The following is an 18,787-nucleotide window of genomic DNA, read 5'->3' as shown; positions in this document are numbered from 1 at the left end:
CGTGAGTGACCTGAAAGCAGACCTCGACCTACTGGAACGGGCGTCTCAGGCATGGCTGACGGAGGCTGCTCCGATCTTGAGAGAGGCGGCCGGTGCCATTGAGGAGCTGAAGTATACGGAGGTGCAGTTCGGTGTTCTTTTCATGCCCGCTCACCACGCGTACCTTCCCGTTGCTCAATTCATCCAAGATCGGTTGAATGAGGGGGTCGCCTCGTTCGAGCAGGTCGGGAACGCGCTGCATTCCGCTGCGGCGAGTTTCGGTTTGCAGGAGTTCCAGAATGAACAAGCGCTGAACCAGATTGCGGGAGATACGGGCTACTAGATACGATGACAGAACTTACCGAAGAAAAGCTGGCCGAAATTCGGGATCTATTCATAGAAAAGGTCGAGGAGGTAAAACAGTTACCCGACCGAATAAATCACGAGTTCGATAATCTCAGGTCTTCGGCTCCCGGACTCTACCTCATGCTGACGGGTAAGCGCGATGATGCGCAGGCGAAGCTGAAGGAACTACTTGACGAGCTGGTGCCGGCTGTGGAGGGGATGTTCGCTCCGTGGCTATTCGTCGACTACGCGGCGAAATGGCAGGCATTGGGCGCTAAAGTTGCCGGGGCTACCGCCACCCTTAATCGCCATGATCTCAATATGGAAGGCGATTGGGATGGAAATGCCTACAAGTCATATACTGCTTCGAGAACTGCTCAATTGGCAGGAGTTGACGGTATAAAAACCCTGTGTAATCTAGTGCACGACGAGCTTCTCGCGGTGGCGGAAGACGGGCGTGTTCTATATTCGAACATAATCAATAAGTTGGCTACGATGGTGGGGGAGGTGGGCATAGCCCTAGGTGAGGCAGCTTCAACGGCCGGGGCTTCTCTGGCTTGGGGTGTTATCAACCTCAATAATGCTATTGTTGCCGGCTTTGAAATGGTCGTTCAGGCGATCACCGATATGGGCGAGGTGGGCACAAAGGTGTATCTCGCAATTCAGCATTTCAATAATATGATCACGAATCCGGCCGGCATGGTAGCAGATCACGGAAAGACGACCTGGCCTACCGCGGAAGCGCAGGAGTATGACAATCAGGACGATAACTGGGCGCAGAGCGGAACCGGGTAATGAAGCGCAATCGATGCATGAATGACGAGGGATTTGAAGTCGGTATAGTGTCTCGTAGATCAGAGATTCCAACCCGAATAATACTTGCTTGTGTTTGCGTAGCATTACTGGGCGGTTGCACCTCCGGTACAGTCGCGGATCCTGTGGTGGAGTTGAGCACGCCGGGGACCGCAACCGTCACTGTCGAAGAAGAATGCCCACCGGCCGCTGAACCGTCAGATGAATACGAGACACAGCTGCACGCAATACTGGCGCCAATGGAACTTCCCGAAGGGACTTGCTTTTTCGCCGTCTATGTTTCGGACCTACCTGCAGGGCCGGAGAAACTCTCGGTGATGGTCAGTCTGGCGGTCCCATCGTCTAATGGTCCGGATGATCTCCGATCGGTCGCAACCGATATCGCGCATGTCCTGAAAGAGACCGAGCTAGGGCGTCGTACAGCCGATCTCAGTGTCACCAATTGGGGATTCGACGAAGCGAAATACGACGATTACCTCATAGATGAGAACTTCGCAAGCAATCCGTGGGACGGCAGTTCTTCTCGACAAGCTGAGTTGGCTATATGGAGCATCGGGTCAAAGTTCTGAGTGTCAATATATGGACATGAGACCTCCCACAGATTGTCGTCAGGAGATTGTTGAGGTCGTCAGGTCCGACTCGGCGAAGTGGAATCGGGCGATCGGCTTCGTGCTGCTTCGGGGATACACGGCGATCCTTCTTCGCTGTGCAATGATCAGACGTTCTTTCTTCAAAGAACATCCGACGAGCACTTACGGGGCATCGCCCGGTGAACAGCCGAGCCGCCGCTGCGGCCCGCCCTGCCAGCGGCACTCCACGTGGAATGCCCGGTATGCCCGGCATGATGGGCGCTGGTGCCCGCGGCAACAATTCCGATGAAGAGTCGAGCAAGGGCGTACCCGACTACCTGATCACTCAGGAGCACGGCGACGAGCTCACCGGCCTCGATTCGCCGCCGCCGGCCGCGCCGCCCGTGATCGGCGAATGAGACGCGCGGACGGAACACTCGGGGACAGGTCGTACAGCGTGAACACACACCGGCTGTGGCGGTTCACCGCGCTCGAATTCCGGACCTTGTGGGAGGGCTCGACGGGGCGCGATGTCCTGCCCTATCCGCTGAAGTACGAATTCACCACCCGGTTCCGGTCGGAGACACTGGCGTTGAAGCGCAAGGCTGTCGACAGCGTACGACCTCGGTTCGACGACGATCTGGTCCGGGCGCTCGAGGTGCTGCTGGCCCCCGAGGCCCGGATCGAACTGTTCGGGCGCAACGCCCGGCACCGGTTGCGGGCGCATGCCGCCGTACACGACCGGCACGGCATTTTGGCAGTGCAGGCTCCGGGCGCCGATGACAACACCGGCGGAGACATCGGTCTGGCTTTCCTGCCCAGTTCCCACATCGCACGCGCCGTGACCACAGTCCTCCCGGAGTGCGGACCAGGACGAGGAAAGACACTGCAGGTGCCGGTCGCCGAACTCGAGGCTCCCCCGCCGCCGGTCCGGGACGCTTGGCGCCCGACCGAGCGTGAACAGTTCACGAAACTGCTGGGCTCCCCCACGACTGCGGTGACGCATATCGGGATCTACCCGTGGGGAAGTCCCGGTAACCGGCACATCCAGGGCCGCAGAGATTTCCAGATCAACGATGTCGACGGTGACGGGCGATATGTGATATTCGGTGACCGGACGATCATCGCCAAGCCCACAACAGCCGATCGGATCGCTGCGCCCCTCGCCGACATGCTGAACCGCACCCTTACCGAGGTCCGGGACGGGGTGCATCCGCAGCCCTGAAAGGGCCCGCCGGAATCCGGTCCGGGATCTTGCGGTTGCCGGAGAAGCTCGGACACCTGGTGTCCGGTTCCTGCTGGGTATGGACAATCAAACCTCCTGGTGCTTATGGTCGTGGTGCGTCTAGCCGATGCCGGATCAGGCTGGGGCGGTGGAGATTTCTGGGATATCCCCGTCGGGCGCGTTGCCAGAGCATCATGTTCGGTCTTGCGTTGTCACGGAATCGGTCTTCAACGCCGATATTCCGGCGAAACCGCAGGACAGTTACCGCTCTGGAACATGCTTTCGATGCAGAAACCATCGCGTTGACAACCAGATTGGGGGCTCGTCACATGTCGGAATCCGGAAGTACTCTGCCGCGACGCCAACTCGGACGCTATCTGCGGGAGCTGCGGCTGCAGACCGGGATGACTCTTGCAGAAGCCGCGCAGCGTATCGAGCGGTCGATCAGCACTCTGCAGCGGCTGGAGACCGGTCAATGCGACCGGATCAGGCTGATCGATGTGCGAGAGCTGTGCGGTCTCTACAACGCCGACGAAACGGAGACCGACGGAGTACTCGGACTTGCCCAGCAGGCGTCGGTCAAGTCCTGGTGGCATGAGTTCGGGAATCTTATTCCGGACAGTTTCGACGTATACATGGGTCTGGAGGCGGCGGCATGTCGTCTGACCGCATATGCCCCCGATGCCGTACCGGGCATCCTCCAAACACCGGGCTACGCCCGCGCTTTGCTGCACTCCGCGCTTCCGGAGGAGAGCAGCGAGGGTATCGAGCAACGCCTTCGACTGAAGATGAAGCGGCATGGGCTCATCACCCGTAAGAGACAACCGACCGAACTCGACGTCGTTGTCATGCAATGTGCACTACACAGGGTCGTCGGCGGGCCGAAAGTCATGTCTCCGCAACTCCGGTATATCGCCGACATGTCCACCCGGCCCAACATCTCCGTACGTGTACTGCCATTCGAGGCAGGTATCCCGCTGGGGGACCCCATGAACCAGTTCACTGTGCTGAGCTTCGGAGTCGATAAACGAGGCACTGACGTCGAGCCACCAGTGGTGTATTTGGAGAGCTACACCGGCGAAATGTATTTGGAGAAGCCCGATGATGTCCAGCGCTACTATGAAGCCCAGCGGGCTCTTGTGGACGCAGCACTGGATGAAAATGCAAGCAGGACCCTGCTTCGGCAGGTCGCAAAGGAGTTTTCCTCGTGAGTGACGAGTACGACGTCGGCCTAGATACTGCCCTGTGGCGCAAGAGTTCTCACAGCTCAGCCACTAGAGACTGCGTCGAGGTCGCATTCCTGGACAGCGGGCGTACCGGGGTCCGCGACTCCAAGAACCCCACCGGCCCGGCTCTGATCTTCGCCCCACAGGCTTGGACAGCCTTCACAGCCGCCCTCGCCGATGGCGACCGCGTTCGGTGAGCCGCTTCGGACCAGGTGGGCGGCGACCTCGCCTCCCGCTCGTGGGACGCCCTGCCGCCAGCTCAGGTCCGCAGATATTCGTCGACATTTCCGGTTGGGGCGGCTCTCCATGAAATCGATCAGTGTCGGCGAACTGAGTCGGAACCTGTCCGCCGTGATCGCGGAGGTGGAGGCCGGCGAGGTCTACGAGCTCACCCGGCACCACCATCGGGTGGGCTACATCGTCCCAGCGGTGTCGTCGACCCAGATCATCCCGCGCGCAGTGGAAGGCGGAGCCGAAGCCAGTTCGATCGCACGACATGAACTGGGGACTGCAGGGGCGGTCGAGGAACTTATCAACTCCGACAAGGGCGAGTGGTGAGGTCGACGAGGCCGGTGAGCCGCAAGGCGACTTCTTATGCCACCTTGATCACAACCTTGCCTGCTGTGTGACCGTTCTCAACGGTGGCGAGGGCGGCCGGGGCGTCGGAGAGCGGATGGACCGCGGTGATCACGGGTGCGAGGACTCCGTCGAGGGCCAGCCGGGCGGACCGCTCGAGGTTCCCGCGGTCGAGGCGCCGTACGACGAAACGTCCACCGAGTTCGGACACCGACGCATCGCCCACGGCGATGACGTTGCGGGCGTGCCGGGCCAGCGGAGCGACTGTACGCAGCGCAGTGCCTCCTACCAGGTCGACGATCCCGTCGACGCCGTCCGGGGCCGGCTCGCGTACCGCGGCGACGACGTCGCCGGCGTAGTCGATGAACTGCACGCCGATGGCCTCGGCGTGCTCGCGTTTGGCGGCGCTCCCGGTGCCGATCACTCGCAGCTCGCGGGCGCGGGCCAGCCGGGCGACGGCGAGGCCGACCCCACCTCCGACCCCGTTGACCAGGATGGTGGCACCGGCGGGGAGATCGAGCTGGTCGAGCACATCCACCGCGGTCGTCCCGGCCACCGGAAGCGTTGCCGCCACCGTCGCGGACAGACCCGCCGGAATGCGTGCCGTGTTGTCTGCGGAGAGCACCGTCGTCTCGGCGTAGGTGCCGCCACCGGTGAGTGCGAAACCGAAGACCGCGTCACCGACTTCGAGCCCGTGGACGTCCTCGCCCAGGGCGAGCACGGTGCCCGCCGCCTCCATGCCCAGCACGCGGGGAAATGGACGGCCGCCGTCGAGTCCGGGGACCAGACCCGCGCGCAGCAGGTAGTCGAGGGGATTCACCCCGGCGACGTCGACCCGGATCAGTACCTCACCGCGCTCCGGGGCGGGGTCGGGGCGATCGAAGAACTCCTGCACCTCGGGCCCGCCATGCTTGCCGAAACCCCACGCCTGCCCCATTTTCCGCTGCCTCTCGGGTGACCGGCCCGGTGGTTCCGGGCCCTGCGGCAATCCTCACCCCTCACATCTATGTAAGAGGCAACCGAGTGAGAGGCAGGCCACAGCATCGGGTCGGCTATGCGACCGTTTCCGATGCGGTGGAGTGCTCCGTCCGGTACCGGGCATTGGCTTCGATCAGCACGTCGAGCGCATCGCTGGGACCGATGCCGGGTCACCGGCCCAGGATGAGCGATGAGGCACGTGGGAGCTATGCCCGCACGAGTACGCTCGGGTGGCCCGAACCGGGCATCGGTAACGGCGACGTGGGAGGGCTACATGCGGTATTTCAACACCACCGGCCCCTGTGATCCGGAGTTGCACTACATGGTGCCGGCGATCGAGCGGCTACCGCAGGCCCGGCAGTACATCACGTTCGGCCAGTACTTCGTGGTTCATGCCCCACGACAGACCGGGAAGACCACCACACTGGCCGCTTTGGCCCGGCAACTCACCTCCGAAGGCGAATACCTGGCGTTGCATTTCTCCTGTGAAGTGGCCGAATCCGCCGGGGCCGACTATGCCCGGGCCGAACGGGCGATTCTCGACCGCATTCGCCGGGCCGCCGAAATAGCCCGGCTACCGGCGGAATTGATGCCGCCCTCACCGTGGCCGGAGTCCGAACCGGGGACCATGCTGGGGAACGGCCTCGCGGCCTGGGTGGAGCAATGCCCGCGCCGGCTCGTGCTGTTCTTCGACGAGATCGACGCGGTCCGCGACGCGAGCCTGATCAGCGTTCTGCGACAGCTCCGGGATGGTTTCACCATGAATCGCCGGGGCTTCGTGCATTCGGTGGTCTTGTGCGGTTTACGGGACGTCCGCGACTACAAGGCTGCGTCCGGCGGCGACCCCACGAGGCTCGGCACCGCCGGCCCCTTCAATATCAAGGTGAAATCATTTCGAATCGGGGACTTCACCCGAGACGAAGTTGCCACACTCTACGGACAGCACACAGCCGAATCCGGGCAAGAATTCACGTCTCGGACGATCGACCTTGCCTTTCACTACAGCCAGGGCCAGCCGTGGCTGGTCAACGCCCTCGCTGCCGAGACCACCATCGAGATGCAGGTCGCCACATCCATCACCGAGGAGCACATCGAAATCGCGAAGGAGCGATTGATCCTTGCCCGCGCCACGCACCTCGATTCGCTTGCCGCCAGGCTCGCCGAACCCCGCGTCCGGCGGGTGATCGAACCGCTACTCGCCGGCGGCAGCCTGGCCGGCGGCGCCGAGTACGACGAGGCGGTGTCCTATGTGCGAGACCTCGGACTGATCACCTCGGGCAACCCCGTGCGGATCGCCAATCCGATCTACCATGAAGTGATCGCGCGCGTGCTCACCACCAATATCGAACGGGATGTCCTCGCCGAACCCAGCAGTTTCCGCTTCGCCGACGGCCGCCTCGATATGCGCAAGCTGCTCGACGAATTCGCGTCCTTCTGGAAGTTGAACGGCGACAGTATCGCCGCCAAACAGGACTATCACGAGATCGCCCCCCACCTGATCTTCATGGCTTTCCTGCAACGGGTGGTCAACGGCGGCGGCTATGTCGACCGTGAATACGGCGTCGGCCGCGGCCGGATCGACCTGCTGGTCCGGCAACCCTACACCGGCACGGACGGCATCCGGCGCGAACAACGCGAAGCCATCGAACTGAAGATATGGCCGGACAAACAGGCCGACCCGGTGGCGGACGGCGCGGTTCAGCTCGGGGCCTACCTGGACCTGCTGGAGTTGCAGAGCGGGACCTTGGTGATCTTCGACCGTCGCACCGACGCGGCATCCATCGTCGAGCGCACCCGATTCGATGTGATCACCACGCCCGGCGGGCACACGGTCACGCTTCTGCGGGCGTAGCAGATCGCTCTCGGTACCTGCTGCTCCAGCCCTGAGGGTCGGCCGAGCGGTGCGACCGGAATTCAGCCGGTACTGGGTCGGATCGCTGCCGGATCACCTTGCAGGGTCTCGCGGAGTCGCGAATAATACTTCCGCGCAATTGTTTTCACCGGAGACAGCCGGTACCAGAGCCTGACTCCGAGGGACCGGCCATTATCCGAGCGGCGCGGCAGGCTACTGCGATGCGCCGTTTGTGCAGATCAGGGGGGTTGATGCTCGATCCACGGGTTATTGCGGTTGTCATCCGGAACAAGGACGACCTGGGCCAAGAGGACAAGACCCTGGACATCACCGAGTTCGATCCTCGGCCCGAGCGGGCCTTCGTGCGGTACGGCGGCCCCAAGATCTACCCCTTCCGATGGGAACGAGTGACTGTTCTGCAACAGCCCCAGCAGATTTCGGTGCAGCCACACGAGGTCCTTCTTGTCGACGGCTCCCCCGTCGACGCGCGCGAGGCGTATGTGTTCACCGGACCACCGGATACCGGATCATGGTGGCATGTGCTGGACCGTGCGAGCACGTGGACCGCCTGCAGCGCAGGCCGCGTCCAGGTGGTGCGGAATGCTGCCGGTACCGCCCGCGCCAAAGATGTTCTGGCGTATTGGCGCGAGATAGCGGGGCGGTCGACCGGGGACGGCGGCACCCTCCTGCAAAACCATCAGGGGCTGAGCTTCGTCCATCCGGAAAGCGCACTCACCCGGATTCTCGAGAAGGGCCCGATCGAGCCCCGGACGGACGACGAGATCCCCCTGCCGGTGTACCCGTTCCGCACCAATATCAGCCAGAGCAAGGCGGTGATGCGGGCCCTGCGATATCCGCTGTCGGTGATCGATGGCCCACCGGGCACCGGGAAGACGCAGACGATCCTGAACATAATCGCCTCGGTGATCTGCCGGCCGGGGGCCACTGTGGGATTGGTGTCCTTCACCAACTCCGCCGTCGACAACGTGTTCGAGAAGCTGACCGGAGAAGGCTTCGGGATGGTGGCGGCGAACCTGGGCAAGGCCACCAAGCGGCGGGAGTTCTTCGACAGCCAGGGCGCACGGAATGCGGCCGTCGACGCCATGCTGCGCACCGGCACGGAACCCACCGAGCAGGCGGCAGACACCCTGCGCTCCATGACCGAGCACCTGACCGGGCTCCTCGAACAGGAGCGTAACCGCGCCGAGCTGCGAAATCAGCTGCACGCGTATCGATTAGAACAACGCCACTTCCAAGCCTTCTTCGACCGTCACGAGGTGCCGGACGCCGATAGGCTGCCGCTCTTGCGCCGCTACAGTGCGAACAAGCTGCTCGATTTCATCGCCGACACCGATCCCGCCTGGATCCGCGAACGCGGCTGGGTACGGCTGATCGCCGCCATGAACCGCTATTTCAAGTACTGGGCGCTGCGCAAGGTCGATGCCGACGATGTCGATATCGTCCTGCAAATTCAACGCCTCTACTACGACAAGAAGATCGCCGAACTCGAGCGCCGGGTCGACCGGCTGACCAAAGCCCTCGACGGCCGGAATTTCGAAGCGCTGCGCGCCGACCATACGAAGCTGTCCCAAGACCTGCTCGCTGCGGCATTACGCACCCGATACGGATCGCTCACCCGAACCGTTCACACTTCCCGGTATCGGCACAATTTCGCGCAGTTCAGCCAGGACTATCCACTGATCCTGAGCACCTGCCATTCGCTACCGAACAGCATCGGATCCTCGACGCTACTGGACTACCTGATCATCGACGAAGCCTCACAGGTGGATCTGGTGACCGTCGCCCCGGCGCTGGCGTGCGCCCGGAACCTCGTCATCGTCGGCGACCTGAATCAGCTGGCGCCGATCGACAAGAAACCGGCCGGCCTACCGCCCGCACCCGACCCGGACTTCGAATACACCCACAGCATTCTCGGCGCGATCATCGACCGATACGGCGACGACGTCCGCCGGACCATGCTGCGCGAACACTATCGGTGCGCTCCGGACATCATCGAGTTCTGCAACCGGAGTTTCTACTCCGGCGAGCTGATTCCTTATACGAAACCGGCGCCGGGTATCACCGCCATGGCAGTGGTGCGCACCAGCCCCGGTAATCACATGCGTCAGCGCTACAACGATCCCGAGTCGAACGGCCGGAGCAACCAGCGCGAGATCGATGTGATTCTGCACGAAGCTCTCCCGTGGATCGCCACCGATATACCGCCCCATAAGATCGGGGTCACCACTCCGTTTCGCCGTCAGGCCGACAAAGCCGCCGAAGCGCTGATCGAGGACATCGAATCCGACACCGTGCACAAGTACCAGGGCCGGGAGAAGGACGCGGTTGTCATGTCCACAGTGCTGGACGATCGGGCCGGTGACGGGGTCGTGCAGTTCGCCGATGACCGCCGGTTGATCAATGTGGCCGTTTCCCGGGCAATGCGATCGTTCATCCTGGTCACGCATCCGTCCGAACTGCCGAAGAGCCGGCATATCCGCGATCTGATCGGCTATATCCGGTATCGGGATCCGGACGACGTCGTCGACAGCGATGTGGTGTCGATCTTCGACCTGCTCTACAGCGACTACAACGAGCGCCGGCGCAGAAACCCGCGCATCTTGTGGGGAGAAACGGGCTGGGACTCCGAAGATATCGCCCTCACCATGCTCACGAAGGTGCTGAACGAGCCCCGATACCACCACCTGGCCGCGGCAGCGCAGGTCATGCTGCAGAACCTGCTTCCCCGCGATCTGGAACGCCTCGACGCGTCGCACCGCGAATTCGTCGGGAACAGATCATCGTTCGACTTCGTCATCTTCAACCGGATCACCAATGTGAACTTGGGGGCCATCGAAGTGGACGGCTTCAGCACCCACGAGGCCAACCCCGAACAACTCGCCCGCGATGCGTTGAAGAACGAGATCTGCCGCCGCTACAACTTCCCACTACTGCGCCTGGCGACCACCGGAAGTAACGAAGAGGGGCGGGTCTGCCATTTCCTGGACCGCCACTGCTGAACCGAATACGACAGCCACGGACTTTACGAGCTTCCCGCCGAGGAAGCCGACGATCTCGACGGGAGGGTTACACGCATGGTGACGGTTACCGTCACTGCGACAGGGCAGGACTGTCGGGTCGCTTTCAGCGAATACGATCCAGATCTTCTCGAGATCTTCAAGTCGAAGGTTCCCAGGGGAAGTCGCAAATGGGATCCGGACAAACGTGAATGGCGCGTCTCCAGCAATGTCACGGAGCTCTGCACGGAACTCGAACGAGGCGGGGCGAAAGTCGCCAGAACCGGGAAACAACACACTACCGGGACGACGGAGTCGGACACGGCAGCGTCCGCGGATCCCGGCAGCGCCGGCGACTGGAAGCGGCAGTACGCGGCACTGAACATCGCTGCCGGGCATATGCAGGCCGAGATGGTGCGACTGCGCGAAGAAGTGGAGCAATTGCAGAAGGCCAACCAGCAGCTGGAAGCACAGCTGCTGGGTGCGGAAGACCCTGCGCCCGCCTCCGGCAGTTGGGCAGAACAGTTGTTCCACGCGGTCGGCCGGGAGCGCCGGGACAAGGTCCACCGGGCCCTGGCGAGAATTTTCCACCCCGACCTCCAGGATGGCAGCAAGGTGTTGATGCAGCAGTTGAACGACGCCCGGGACAAGTAGCGCGGGTCGGACAAGGGCGGGAGCGTTCGAAGCCCAGCCGGTGCGGACGCTGGGCGTAGGCGCCGTGCCGTTCAGCCGGCGTTGGGGAAGTCCTGTACCCAGTGGAATCGGTCATGGTTCAGGGGGAAGGTTCCGGGGTCGACCGAGCTCAGTTCGATCCGGGTCGGCCGGCCGTCGAGTTCCCCTTCCAGGTAAAGGTTTTCGGAATCGGGGCGGGTGTAGGTGAAGGTGGCCGGTGGCGTCTCCGTACCGGGCGCGGTGGTGACGGTTAGGGTCTGTGCGGCCGGGTCCAGCTGTGCCGGGACGTCGACCAACCGACCGTCCATTCCCTGGATGGTCGCCGCACCGTTGTATTCGAGTACCAGGCGCTGCCAGCGGGTCTCGTCGGTCAGGAGCGGTGGTACCGGCTGTCCGTCGACCCGGAATTCGGTGACCTCCCACAACCCGTAGAGTTCCGGTTTCGGTGCACCGCCGCCGAATTCGTGCCAGCTCGTCCAGCCGATCACCGCGGTTCCCGCCACCAGCCAGGCACCGATCGCGGCCTGCGCCCAGATGGCGTACCGGTTGGCCCGGGCGGTGGTGAACAGTGGTGGCTGAACCGCGGGGTCGGCGCGGCGGGCCAGCAGGAAGAAGTCGGCGAAGCGGCGGGTCTGCGGGGCGAGCAGGATCAGCGCGAACACCAGCAGGTGGAAGGATACGAGCTTGACCGGGACGTCGAAGGTCATGTTCAGCACGAAAACCTGCGCCATGCTCACCACGCTCAGCATCGCGCCCAACGTCGCGGTGCGCGGTAACAGCAGCAGTAGCCCGCCCGTGAGTTCGGCGACCCCCAGCAGGATTTCGTAGACCGGTGAGCTGCCGACCTGCAGCCACAGCACGGACATCGGCGTGAGCTGCCCGTACGGTTCGATCAGCGTCGAGAGGGATGGCGGCGGCATCTGGCTCGGTATCGCCTTGGCGATACCGTAGAACAGCATCTGCCCGGCGAGGCAGAAGCGCAGTCCGGTCAGGAACCAGGCGGCGAGACGCGGATATGCCGGGCGGCGCCGGTCCAGCACCGACCAGACGAGCGCGACCGTGGCGGCCACTACCGCGGTGCAGAACACCATCACCCAGATGGCGGTTTGGTCACCGCTGCCGGAGTTCTGCTGGAATACGGCCTCGACACCGAACACCGTCCGGCCGACCCACTCCAGTACGGGCGCGATCTGCAGCAGCGGCCAGATCGGCGCGTTATCGGGCAGCCATTCGTTCAACGCCGCGATGAACACGAACACGAACTGCCCGATCAAAACGGAGAACAGCACCGTATAGACCACGCCGAAGCGGAACCCCGCCCGCGCGACCCACGGCCAGCGCACCGGCGGCGCCGCTTCCGGGCCGGGGGCGGCGGAGCCTTCACCGGATTCGACGACTGCCGTATCGACCGCGCTCACACCACACCTCACTGTCCTGCCCGCGACCCCGGCATCACGTTGTCCACCCCGCCGGGCTTTGCCATCGAACCTATGCCACCCGGGGAGGCAGGCGCCTCCGTGACAACCCCCATCCCGCATCCTCCGTAAGCAGTAGGTTCCCCGGCCCCTCCGCTATATCCGGGTGCCGACACCGATCAGAGTGGTGGCGTCGAGTTCGCGGATTCCCGCGGTGTCGAGGGAGTTCAGGTAAGCATCGCGGACCGCGGTGATCTGCGGCTCGTCGAGCCCGGAGAGTGCCCCGGCGTAGCCGGAACCGGTGACGATCAGCCACGCGATCTCGGGGGTCAGCGGGAGCCGGAGTTCGTGCTCGGTGACCGTGACGTCGGTGAGGCCCCGGTCGCCGAGCCAGGCGCGGAAGGGATCCGGCTGGTTGAGCCGGTCGACGAGATGCGGGGGCCGTGGGGGTGGCGGTGCCGCACCGGTGACCGCGGTGACCGCCGCACCGAGATGCTTGCCCGCGGTTTCCATGGCGCCGCGCCGCCAGATCGTGAATCCGGCTCGGCCGCCGGGGCGGACGCGGCCGACCAGATGATCGGTTCCGGTGGTCATATCCGGGAAGAAGAAGATCCCCAAGACAACCTGGACCAGGTCGTAACCCTCGCCGGGCCAGGCGGTCACATCGCCGATCTGCGGATGCAACTGGGCCGAGCCGGATGCTCGCCGGCGCAGAACATCGATCAGGGCCGGCGAGAGGTCGACGGCATCCACGCGGCCTGCCGCCCCGACCCGCTCCGCGGCGGGAAGCGCCGACGCGCCGGTGCCGCAACACGCATCGAGCACCCGTTCACCGGGCCCCGGGGCAGTGCGCTCCACGGTGGCGGCGGCGATCGGCCGCCACAAGTACTCACCGAGGCGGTCGAAATCGGCGGCGGCGGCATCGAAAGCGCGCGTGGAGCGATCATTGACGGACATGTCCGTAACGATAATGGTTTTCAAATTTTCGTGCGCGCCTATGGTGGGGACGTGGAATCGATACCGGATCCGGCCGCCGAAGCCGCCCCCGCTGCCCGGGTCATCACGGATGTGCTGGCAGACGGGCTGATCGGACTGTATCTGTACGGCTCCGCGACGACCGGCGGGCTGCGCCACGACAGCGATCTGGATTTCCTGGCCGTGGTCGGCAGCAGCCTCGACCATGCGCTGCGAAAGACATTGGCCGGCAAGCTGATGCAGGTGTCCGGCCGGTGGCCGCGGTCGGGTCCGGCCCGCCCGGTGGAACTCACCGTGGTGGTGCGCGACGATCTGGTGCCCTGGCGGTTTCCACCGCGCTCGGATTTCGTGTACGGCGAATGGTTGCGTGACGACTTCGAGCGCGGTCACCTGCCGGCCCCCACCGAGGACCCCGATCTGACGATTCTCACCACCATGGTGCGCGATTCGTCGCTGACCTTGTCCGGCCCGCCCGCCGCGCGGGTACTGGACCCGGTCCCCGCCGGTGACCTCTTCCGCGCGATCACCGCGGGGCTGCCGGAATTGATCGCCGGCGCGGCCGGAGACGAACGTAACGCCGTCCTGACGGTCGCCCGGACGTGGGTCACGGCCGAGTCGGGAACCGTGTTGTCCAAAGCCGAGGCCGCACAAGTCCTCCTCCCCCGCCTGCCCGCCGAGCACGCCGCAGTGCTGCGACTCGCGCGGGCCGGTTACCTCGGGGAGGCGGCCGACGAGTGGGCCGGCCGCGAGGCGGACGTGGCCGCGTTTCTTCAGTACTGCGAAACCCGGATCACGGCAGTCTGCGTGCACGTCGAACAGGACCGGCTGTCCACACCCGCCGGTGAGGGTCCCGGGCGGGACCGGCCGTAATGGATCGGGCCGCGTTCGCGGCCCGATCCACCCCGCGGAATCCGCCTACCAGGGAATCGGCCCGGAGGCACCGATGAAGGCGCCATCCGTGCACGGGTCGGGAGATTCCGCGGCCTCGAGCACTATCCGCGCGGCGTCGTCCGCTGTCGTCGGCGCGTCCGCGGCGGCCGGGGCCAGTTCGGTCGCGACGAAGCCCGGGCATACCGAGGTCACTCGCACCGGAGTATCGGCGAGCAGTTTCGCCAACCCCACTGTGAGGCTGTTCAGGGCCGCTTTGGACGCCTGATATCCCGGCACCACCATCGAGTAGTACTGCGATTCCGGGTTGCGCTGTTCGGTGAGCGAGCCCATCTCGGTGGAGATATTGACGATGCGCCCCGACCGAGCCTTGCGGACCAGCGGTAGCAGGGCCTCGATCACATTGGCGGGGCCGAAGGTGTTCGTCATCAATGTCTCGGTGAACGCACCCGGGTGCGCGAAGTTCACCGAGCCCGAAACCGTCGCTTCGGGCAGAATGCCGGCATTGTTGACCAGCACGTCGAGGTGACCGTGCCGTTCACCGATCGATTCGGCCAGGCAGCGGGCACTGTCGACCGAGCACACATCCAGCAGTTCGCCCTCCACCGCGAGGCCTTCGGCCCGCAGCTCACGCACCACGGCGTCCACCGCTTCGGCCCGCCGGCCGGTCACGATCACCCGGTACCCCTTGCGGGCGAACGCCGTCGCGGTCGCGCGCCCGATTCCGCGGGTCGCCCCGGTGACCACCACGATATTCTCCGACATCCCAGTCCCTTTCGCGTTTGTTCGTGTCTCTATGAGCAAACGCGATACCTCGCTGTCACGCTGGCAGGAAATGGCCGTCGCGTTCGCAGCCAGGATTGGCAGCCGACTCACACGCCACCCACCTCACACGCCGCACCGCAGCGGATACTCGACCTGGTCGTACGTCCAGTTAGGCGTCCGATAGCATGGCCGGTGGTCGCACTGCGGCCCGCGGCGTGATGAGGGAACCCGGTGGGATTCCGGGACTGGCGCGCAACGGTGACACCCGTGCAGGTGAAGTCCGATCACTCACGCGCCGCCCGACGCCGGCCTCGCGCACAGGCCCAGATGCAAGGAGTCCACGCCTGATGCGGTCGTTTCCGCTGATCATCGCCGCCGTCCTGTCCGCCGCGGCCCTCGCCGGTTGTTCGGCCTCCGACGCCGGGACCGCCTCGGATACGGCACCCGGCGCGACCGGCTATCCGCTGACGGTCAGCAACTGCGGGGCGGAGGTCACTGTCGACGCTCCCCCGCAACGCGCTGTCGCCCTGAACCAGGGGGCGGCGGAGATCATGCTGTCGCTCGGCTTGGCCGATCGCATGGTGGGCACCGCGACCTGGACCGATCCGGTCCGGGAGAACCTGGCCGCGGAGAACGCCCAGGTCCCCCGGCTGGCCGATAACAAGCCGTCGTTCGAGGTAGTTCTCGACAAGGAGCCCGACTTCGTCGCGGCATCGTTCGGCGGCACGCTCGGCACCGGCGGGGTGGCCGAGCGGGAGCAGTTCGCCCAGCTGGGTGTGCCGTCCTATCTGTCGCCCACCGATTGCGACGGCAAAACCGATGTCAGCGTCAACGCCGACGGCGCCCGCACCGAACCGCTGACCATGGATTCGGTGTACAAAGAAATCCGCGAGCTGGCCGCGATCTTCGATATCCGGGAGCGCGGTGAGCAGCTGGTCACCGAATTGCAGACCCGGTACGACGCCGCGGTCGGCCGGATCGCGGCCCGGGATATGTCGCTGGCGTACTGGTTCGCCGACACCTCCACCCCGTACATGGCCGGGTGCTGTGGATCGTCCGGGATCATCACCGAGGCGGTCGGCGCGACGAACGCCTTCGCCGACACCACCAACGAGTGGCCGCAGGTGAGCTGGGAGACCGTGCTCGACCGTAACCCGACGGCCCTCGTCCTGGCCGACCTGAGCCGGCGCAGCCTGGCCGGCGACGCCCTCGACAGCAAGATCTCCTTCCTCGAATCGAATCCGGTGACCGCGCGGCTGAGTGCCGTGCGGGACAAGCGCTACATCGTCGTGAACGGCGCGGATCTCAACCCGTCGATCCGGACCGTCGACGGGATCGAGAAGGTCGCCGACGCGCTGGAGCGGTGGGGTTACGGTTCGTGAGCCCAGCAGCACCGCCGGTTCCCACAGCTGTCCGGGTCACCCGCGCGCCCGCCACGGCCGCGCTGGTGCTGCTCGGGCTGGCCGTGCTCGCCGTCTCGATGGCGTTCACGATCACCATCGGTCCCGCGGACCTGTCCATCGGCGATGTCTACGGTGTGCTGTTCGAGAAACTCGGTGTGGGCACCTCCGGGGTTTCCGCCATCCGGGAAGGCATCGTCTGGGAACTGCGGCTGCCCCGCACACTGCTCGCCGCGATCTGCGGCGCCGGATTGGCTGTGTGCGGGGCCATCATGCAGTCGCTGCTGCGCAACCCGCTCGCGGACCCGTTCGTCCTCGGTATCTCCTCCGGCGCGTCCACCGGTGCGGTGGTCGTGGCGGTGCTCGGCGTGGGTGGCGGGCTGATTTCACTGTCGACCGGCGCCCTGGTCGGTGCACTGGTGTCGTTCGGGCTGGTGCTGCTGCTGGCGGCGGGCGCCGGGGGTGGTTCCGCGAAGGTGGTGCTGGCGGGGGTCGCGGGCACCCAGTTGTTCTCGGCGCTCACCTCGTTCATCGTGCTCTCCTCGGCCGACGCCGAACGCACCCGCGGCATCCTGTTCTGGCTGCTGGGCTCGCTGGCAGGCGCCACCTGGACCGATGTCTCGGTCACCGCGCTCGTCTGTGCCGCCGGGTTCGCGCTGTGCTGGTGGCAGCATTCCGCTCTCGACGCGTTCACCTTCGGATCGTCGGCGGCGGCGACACTGGGTATCGCCGTCGGGCGGATCCGGCTGCTGCTGCTCGTGGCCACTGCCCTGATGACCGCGGTGCTGGTCAGCGCGGCCGGGGCGATCGGTTTCGTCGGCCTGGTCCTCCCGCACGCGGCCCGGTTCCTCGTGGGTCCCCGGCACAGCCGGCTGCTCCCGGTCAGCGCCGTTCTGGGCGCGGTGCTGCTGGTATGGGTCGACGCGCTCGCCCGGACGGTCTTCGCTCCCCAGGAAGTGCCGGTCGGGGTGGTCACGGCGCTGATCGGGGTCCCGGCCTTCGCCCTCCTGCTCTTCCGCACCCGGAGCACCGCATGATCCGGGACGCGCAGCACAGAACCCGGCCTCGGTACCGCCCGGCGGATCACACGAACCAGCTCGAATACCGCAAGATTCCGGGGACGCTATGACGCTGAGCGCCGAAAACGTGTCCTGGACCCGCGGCGGCAACCTGGTCGTCGACGATGTCGATATCCGGCCGCGCGCCGGGCAGACGGTCGGCCTGCTCGGGCCGAACGGGTCCGGGAAATCCTCGCTCCTGCGGTTGCTGGCCGGGATCTCACGACCCGATCGCGGCACCGTCGCCCTCGACGACACTCCCCTGCACCGTCTCGGCCGGCGAACGCTGGCCCGCCGGATCGCGATGGTCGGCCAGCACGCGCACACCGACGTCGATATCACCGTCCGCGATATCGTCCGCCTCGGCCGGATCCCGCACCGCGATCTCTTCGGCACAGATCCGCAGGAGGACGAGACGCTCGAGCGCGTCCTGCACGCCACGGGTCTCACCGAGCACGCACACCGCACCTGGCACACGCTCTCCGGTGGCGAACGCCAGCGCGCCCAGATCGCCCGTGCCCTCGCCCAAGAGCCCACCGAGCTGTTGCTCGACGAACCCACCAATCACCTCGATATCGCCCACCAGCTCGAGATCCTCGACCTGATCACCCGCCTGCCGATCACCACGGTGGTCGCCCTGCACGATCTCAACCTCGCCGCCATGTTCTGCGACTACGTACTGGTCCTCGACCGCGGCCGGGTCGCCGCCCACGGGCACCCGGCCGATACCTTGACCGCGGAACTGGTCCACGACGTCTACGGTGTCCGAGCCACCGTCACGGTCGACGACGGTGTACCCGTCATCCGCTACCGCCGTCCTGCCTCGTCCCAGCTCCCGGCCGGCAGGTAGTACCGCCGGGGTCGAATGTTGCCGGACAACCATGGCGCGGCAATACGGGTAAACCATTCGGGAAAACACATGGAGACAACGGGTCCTGGTGCGTACAGTTCCGGGCACGGCACACCGCAGCGGGTGGGCCGGCGTGAATCGGTTTTCGGTCTACCGGCGCGGGTTCGAATCCCGCCACACCCCG

At 65.0% G+C, this 18,787-nt stretch carries 19 protein-coding genes and 1 riboswitch; of the genes, 15 read left to right on the top strand and 4 right to left on the bottom strand.

Annotated features, from left to right (window positions below):
- Window position 1 precedes the first annotated feature (1 nt).
- The 8 genes from ACIA75_RS09045 to ACIA75_RS09010 all read left to right on the top strand — a co-directional run bounded on the left by ACIA75_RS09045 (window position 2) and on the right by ACIA75_RS09010 (window position 4,715).
- Window positions 2-322 carry a hypothetical protein gene (locus tag ACIA75_RS09045; protein WP_397101686.1) on the top strand — a complete coding sequence of 107 codons (321 nt, stop codon included), beginning with the start codon at window positions 2-4 and terminating at the stop codon, window positions 320-322.
- 5 nt (window positions 323-327) lie between these two features.
- A complete protein-coding gene (locus ACIA75_RS09040; RefSeq protein ID WP_397101684.1) occupies window positions 328-1,119 on the top strand; it encodes a hypothetical protein in 792 nt (263 codons plus the stop codon).
- A gap of 146 nt (window positions 1,120-1,265) precedes the next feature.
- A complete protein-coding gene (locus ACIA75_RS09035; RefSeq protein WP_397101682.1) occupies window positions 1,266-1,706 on the top strand; it encodes a hypothetical protein in 441 nt (146 codons plus the stop codon).
- 263 nt (window positions 1,707-1,969) lie between these two features.
- On the top strand, window positions 1,970-2,125 hold the full coding sequence (locus tag ACIA75_RS09030; RefSeq protein WP_397101680.1) for a hypothetical protein: 156 nt from the start codon (window positions 1,970-1,972) through the stop codon (window positions 2,123-2,125).
- A gap of 38 nt (window positions 2,126-2,163) precedes the next feature.
- On the top strand, window positions 2,164-2,931 hold the full coding sequence (locus ACIA75_RS09025; protein ID WP_397101678.1) for an ESX secretion-associated protein EspG: 768 nt from the start codon (window positions 2,164-2,166) through the stop codon (window positions 2,929-2,931).
- A gap of 329 nt (window positions 2,932-3,260) precedes the next feature.
- A complete protein-coding gene (locus ACIA75_RS09020; protein ID WP_397101676.1) occupies window positions 3,261-4,142 on the top strand; it encodes a helix-turn-helix domain-containing protein in 882 nt (293 codons plus the stop codon).
- Window positions 4,139-4,354: a DUF397 domain-containing protein gene (locus tag ACIA75_RS09015; protein WP_397101674.1), complete on the top strand. Its 216-nt coding sequence runs from the start codon at window positions 4,139-4,141 to the stop codon at window positions 4,352-4,354. The genes ACIA75_RS09020 and ACIA75_RS09015 overlap by 4 nt, the downstream gene beginning before the upstream one ends.
- A 109-nt stretch (window positions 4,355-4,463) precedes the next feature.
- Entirely contained in the window at window positions 4,464-4,715 is a 252-nt protein-coding gene (locus ACIA75_RS09010; RefSeq protein ID WP_397101672.1) for a type II toxin-antitoxin system Phd/YefM family antitoxin, read from the top strand.
- A gap of 34 nt (window positions 4,716-4,749) precedes the next feature.
- Here the strand turns inward: ACIA75_RS09010 and ACIA75_RS09005 are convergent, their stop codons facing one another.
- Window positions 4,750-5,670 carry an NADP-dependent oxidoreductase gene (locus tag ACIA75_RS09005; RefSeq protein ID WP_397101670.1) on the bottom strand — a complete coding sequence of 307 codons (921 nt, stop codon included), beginning with the start codon at window positions 5,668-5,670 and terminating at the stop codon, window positions 4,750-4,752.
- Window positions 5,671-5,985: 315 nt separating this feature from the next.
- Here ACIA75_RS09005 and ACIA75_RS09000 point away from each other — a divergent pair, with 315 nt between their 5' ends.
- The 3 genes from ACIA75_RS09000 (at window position 5,986) to ACIA75_RS08990 (ending at window position 11,234) form a co-directional block, all read left to right on the top strand.
- On the top strand, window positions 5,986-7,563 hold the full coding sequence (locus ACIA75_RS09000) for an ATP-binding protein (RefSeq protein ID WP_397101668.1): 1,578 nt from the start codon (window positions 5,986-5,988) through the stop codon (window positions 7,561-7,563).
- 98 nt (window positions 7,564-7,661) lie between these two features.
- A complete protein-coding gene (locus ACIA75_RS08995; RefSeq protein WP_397101666.1) occupies window positions 7,662-10,583 on the top strand; it encodes an AAA domain-containing protein in 2,922 nt (973 codons plus the stop codon).
- A 75-nt stretch (window positions 10,584-10,658) separates the two neighbouring features.
- The gene (locus ACIA75_RS08990) at window positions 10,659-11,234 is read left to right on the top strand and encodes a hypothetical protein (RefSeq protein ID WP_397101664.1); all 576 of its coding nucleotides are present in this window, start codon (window positions 10,659-10,661) and stop codon (window positions 11,232-11,234) included.
- A 71-nt stretch (window positions 11,235-11,305) separates the two neighbouring features.
- On the opposite strand, the gene ACIA75_RS08985 is transcribed toward ACIA75_RS08990, so the two are convergent.
- Together ACIA75_RS08985 and ACIA75_RS08980 are read right to left on the bottom strand one after the other, a co-directional pair.
- The gene (locus tag ACIA75_RS08985; protein WP_397101662.1) at window positions 11,306-12,670 is read right to left on the bottom strand and encodes a DoxX family protein; all 1,365 of its coding nucleotides are present in this window, start codon (window positions 12,668-12,670) and stop codon (window positions 11,306-11,308) included.
- Window positions 12,671-12,823: 153 nt separating this feature from the next.
- Complete coding sequence (locus ACIA75_RS08980; RefSeq protein WP_397101660.1) at window positions 12,824-13,624, bottom strand: class I SAM-dependent methyltransferase; 801 nt, start codon at window positions 13,622-13,624, stop codon at window positions 12,824-12,826.
- Between the two features lie 51 nt (window positions 13,625-13,675).
- On the opposite strand from ACIA75_RS08980, the gene ACIA75_RS08975 reads away from it, so the two are divergent.
- Entirely contained in the window at window positions 13,676-14,512 is an 837-nt protein-coding gene (locus ACIA75_RS08975) for an aminoglycoside adenylyltransferase family protein (RefSeq protein ID WP_397101658.1), read from the top strand.
- A 45-nt stretch (window positions 14,513-14,557) separates the two neighbouring features.
- Here the strand turns inward: ACIA75_RS08975 and ACIA75_RS08970 are convergent, their stop codons facing one another.
- Window positions 14,558-15,295 carry an SDR family NAD(P)-dependent oxidoreductase gene (locus ACIA75_RS08970; RefSeq protein ID WP_397101656.1) on the bottom strand — a complete coding sequence of 246 codons (738 nt, stop codon included), beginning with the start codon at window positions 15,293-15,295 and terminating at the stop codon, window positions 14,558-14,560.
- Between the two features lie 176 nt (window positions 15,296-15,471).
- Window positions 15,472-15,607: riboswitch (cobalamin riboswitch) on the top strand.
- A gap of 35 nt (window positions 15,608-15,642) precedes the next feature.
- Between ACIA75_RS08970 and ACIA75_RS08965 the strand changes: the two genes are divergently transcribed.
- From ACIA75_RS08965 to ACIA75_RS08955, 3 genes are all read left to right on the top strand, one after another.
- Window positions 15,643-16,677 (top strand): ABC transporter substrate-binding protein, encoded by a 1,035-nt coding sequence (locus ACIA75_RS08965; protein WP_397101654.1) that lies wholly within the window; start codon window positions 15,643-15,645, stop codon window positions 16,675-16,677.
- 98 nt (window positions 16,678-16,775) lie between these two features.
- Entirely contained in the window at window positions 16,776-17,732 is a 957-nt protein-coding gene (locus tag ACIA75_RS08960; protein ID WP_397103421.1) for a FecCD family ABC transporter permease, read from the top strand.
- A gap of 88 nt (window positions 17,733-17,820) precedes the next feature.
- On the top strand, window positions 17,821-18,603 hold the full coding sequence (locus ACIA75_RS08955; RefSeq protein ID WP_397101652.1) for an ABC transporter ATP-binding protein: 783 nt from the start codon (window positions 17,821-17,823) through the stop codon (window positions 18,601-18,603).
- Window positions 18,604-18,787 lie beyond the last annotated feature (184 nt).

The organism is Nocardia sp. NPDC051750, from assembly GCF_044453135.1.
In the GTDB taxonomy this organism is placed as follows: Bacteria; Actinomycetota; Actinomycetes; order Mycobacteriales; family Mycobacteriaceae; genus Nocardia.
Note: the sequence above shows the minus strand (reverse complement) of the source record. Positions and strands in the feature narration are given on the sequence as shown.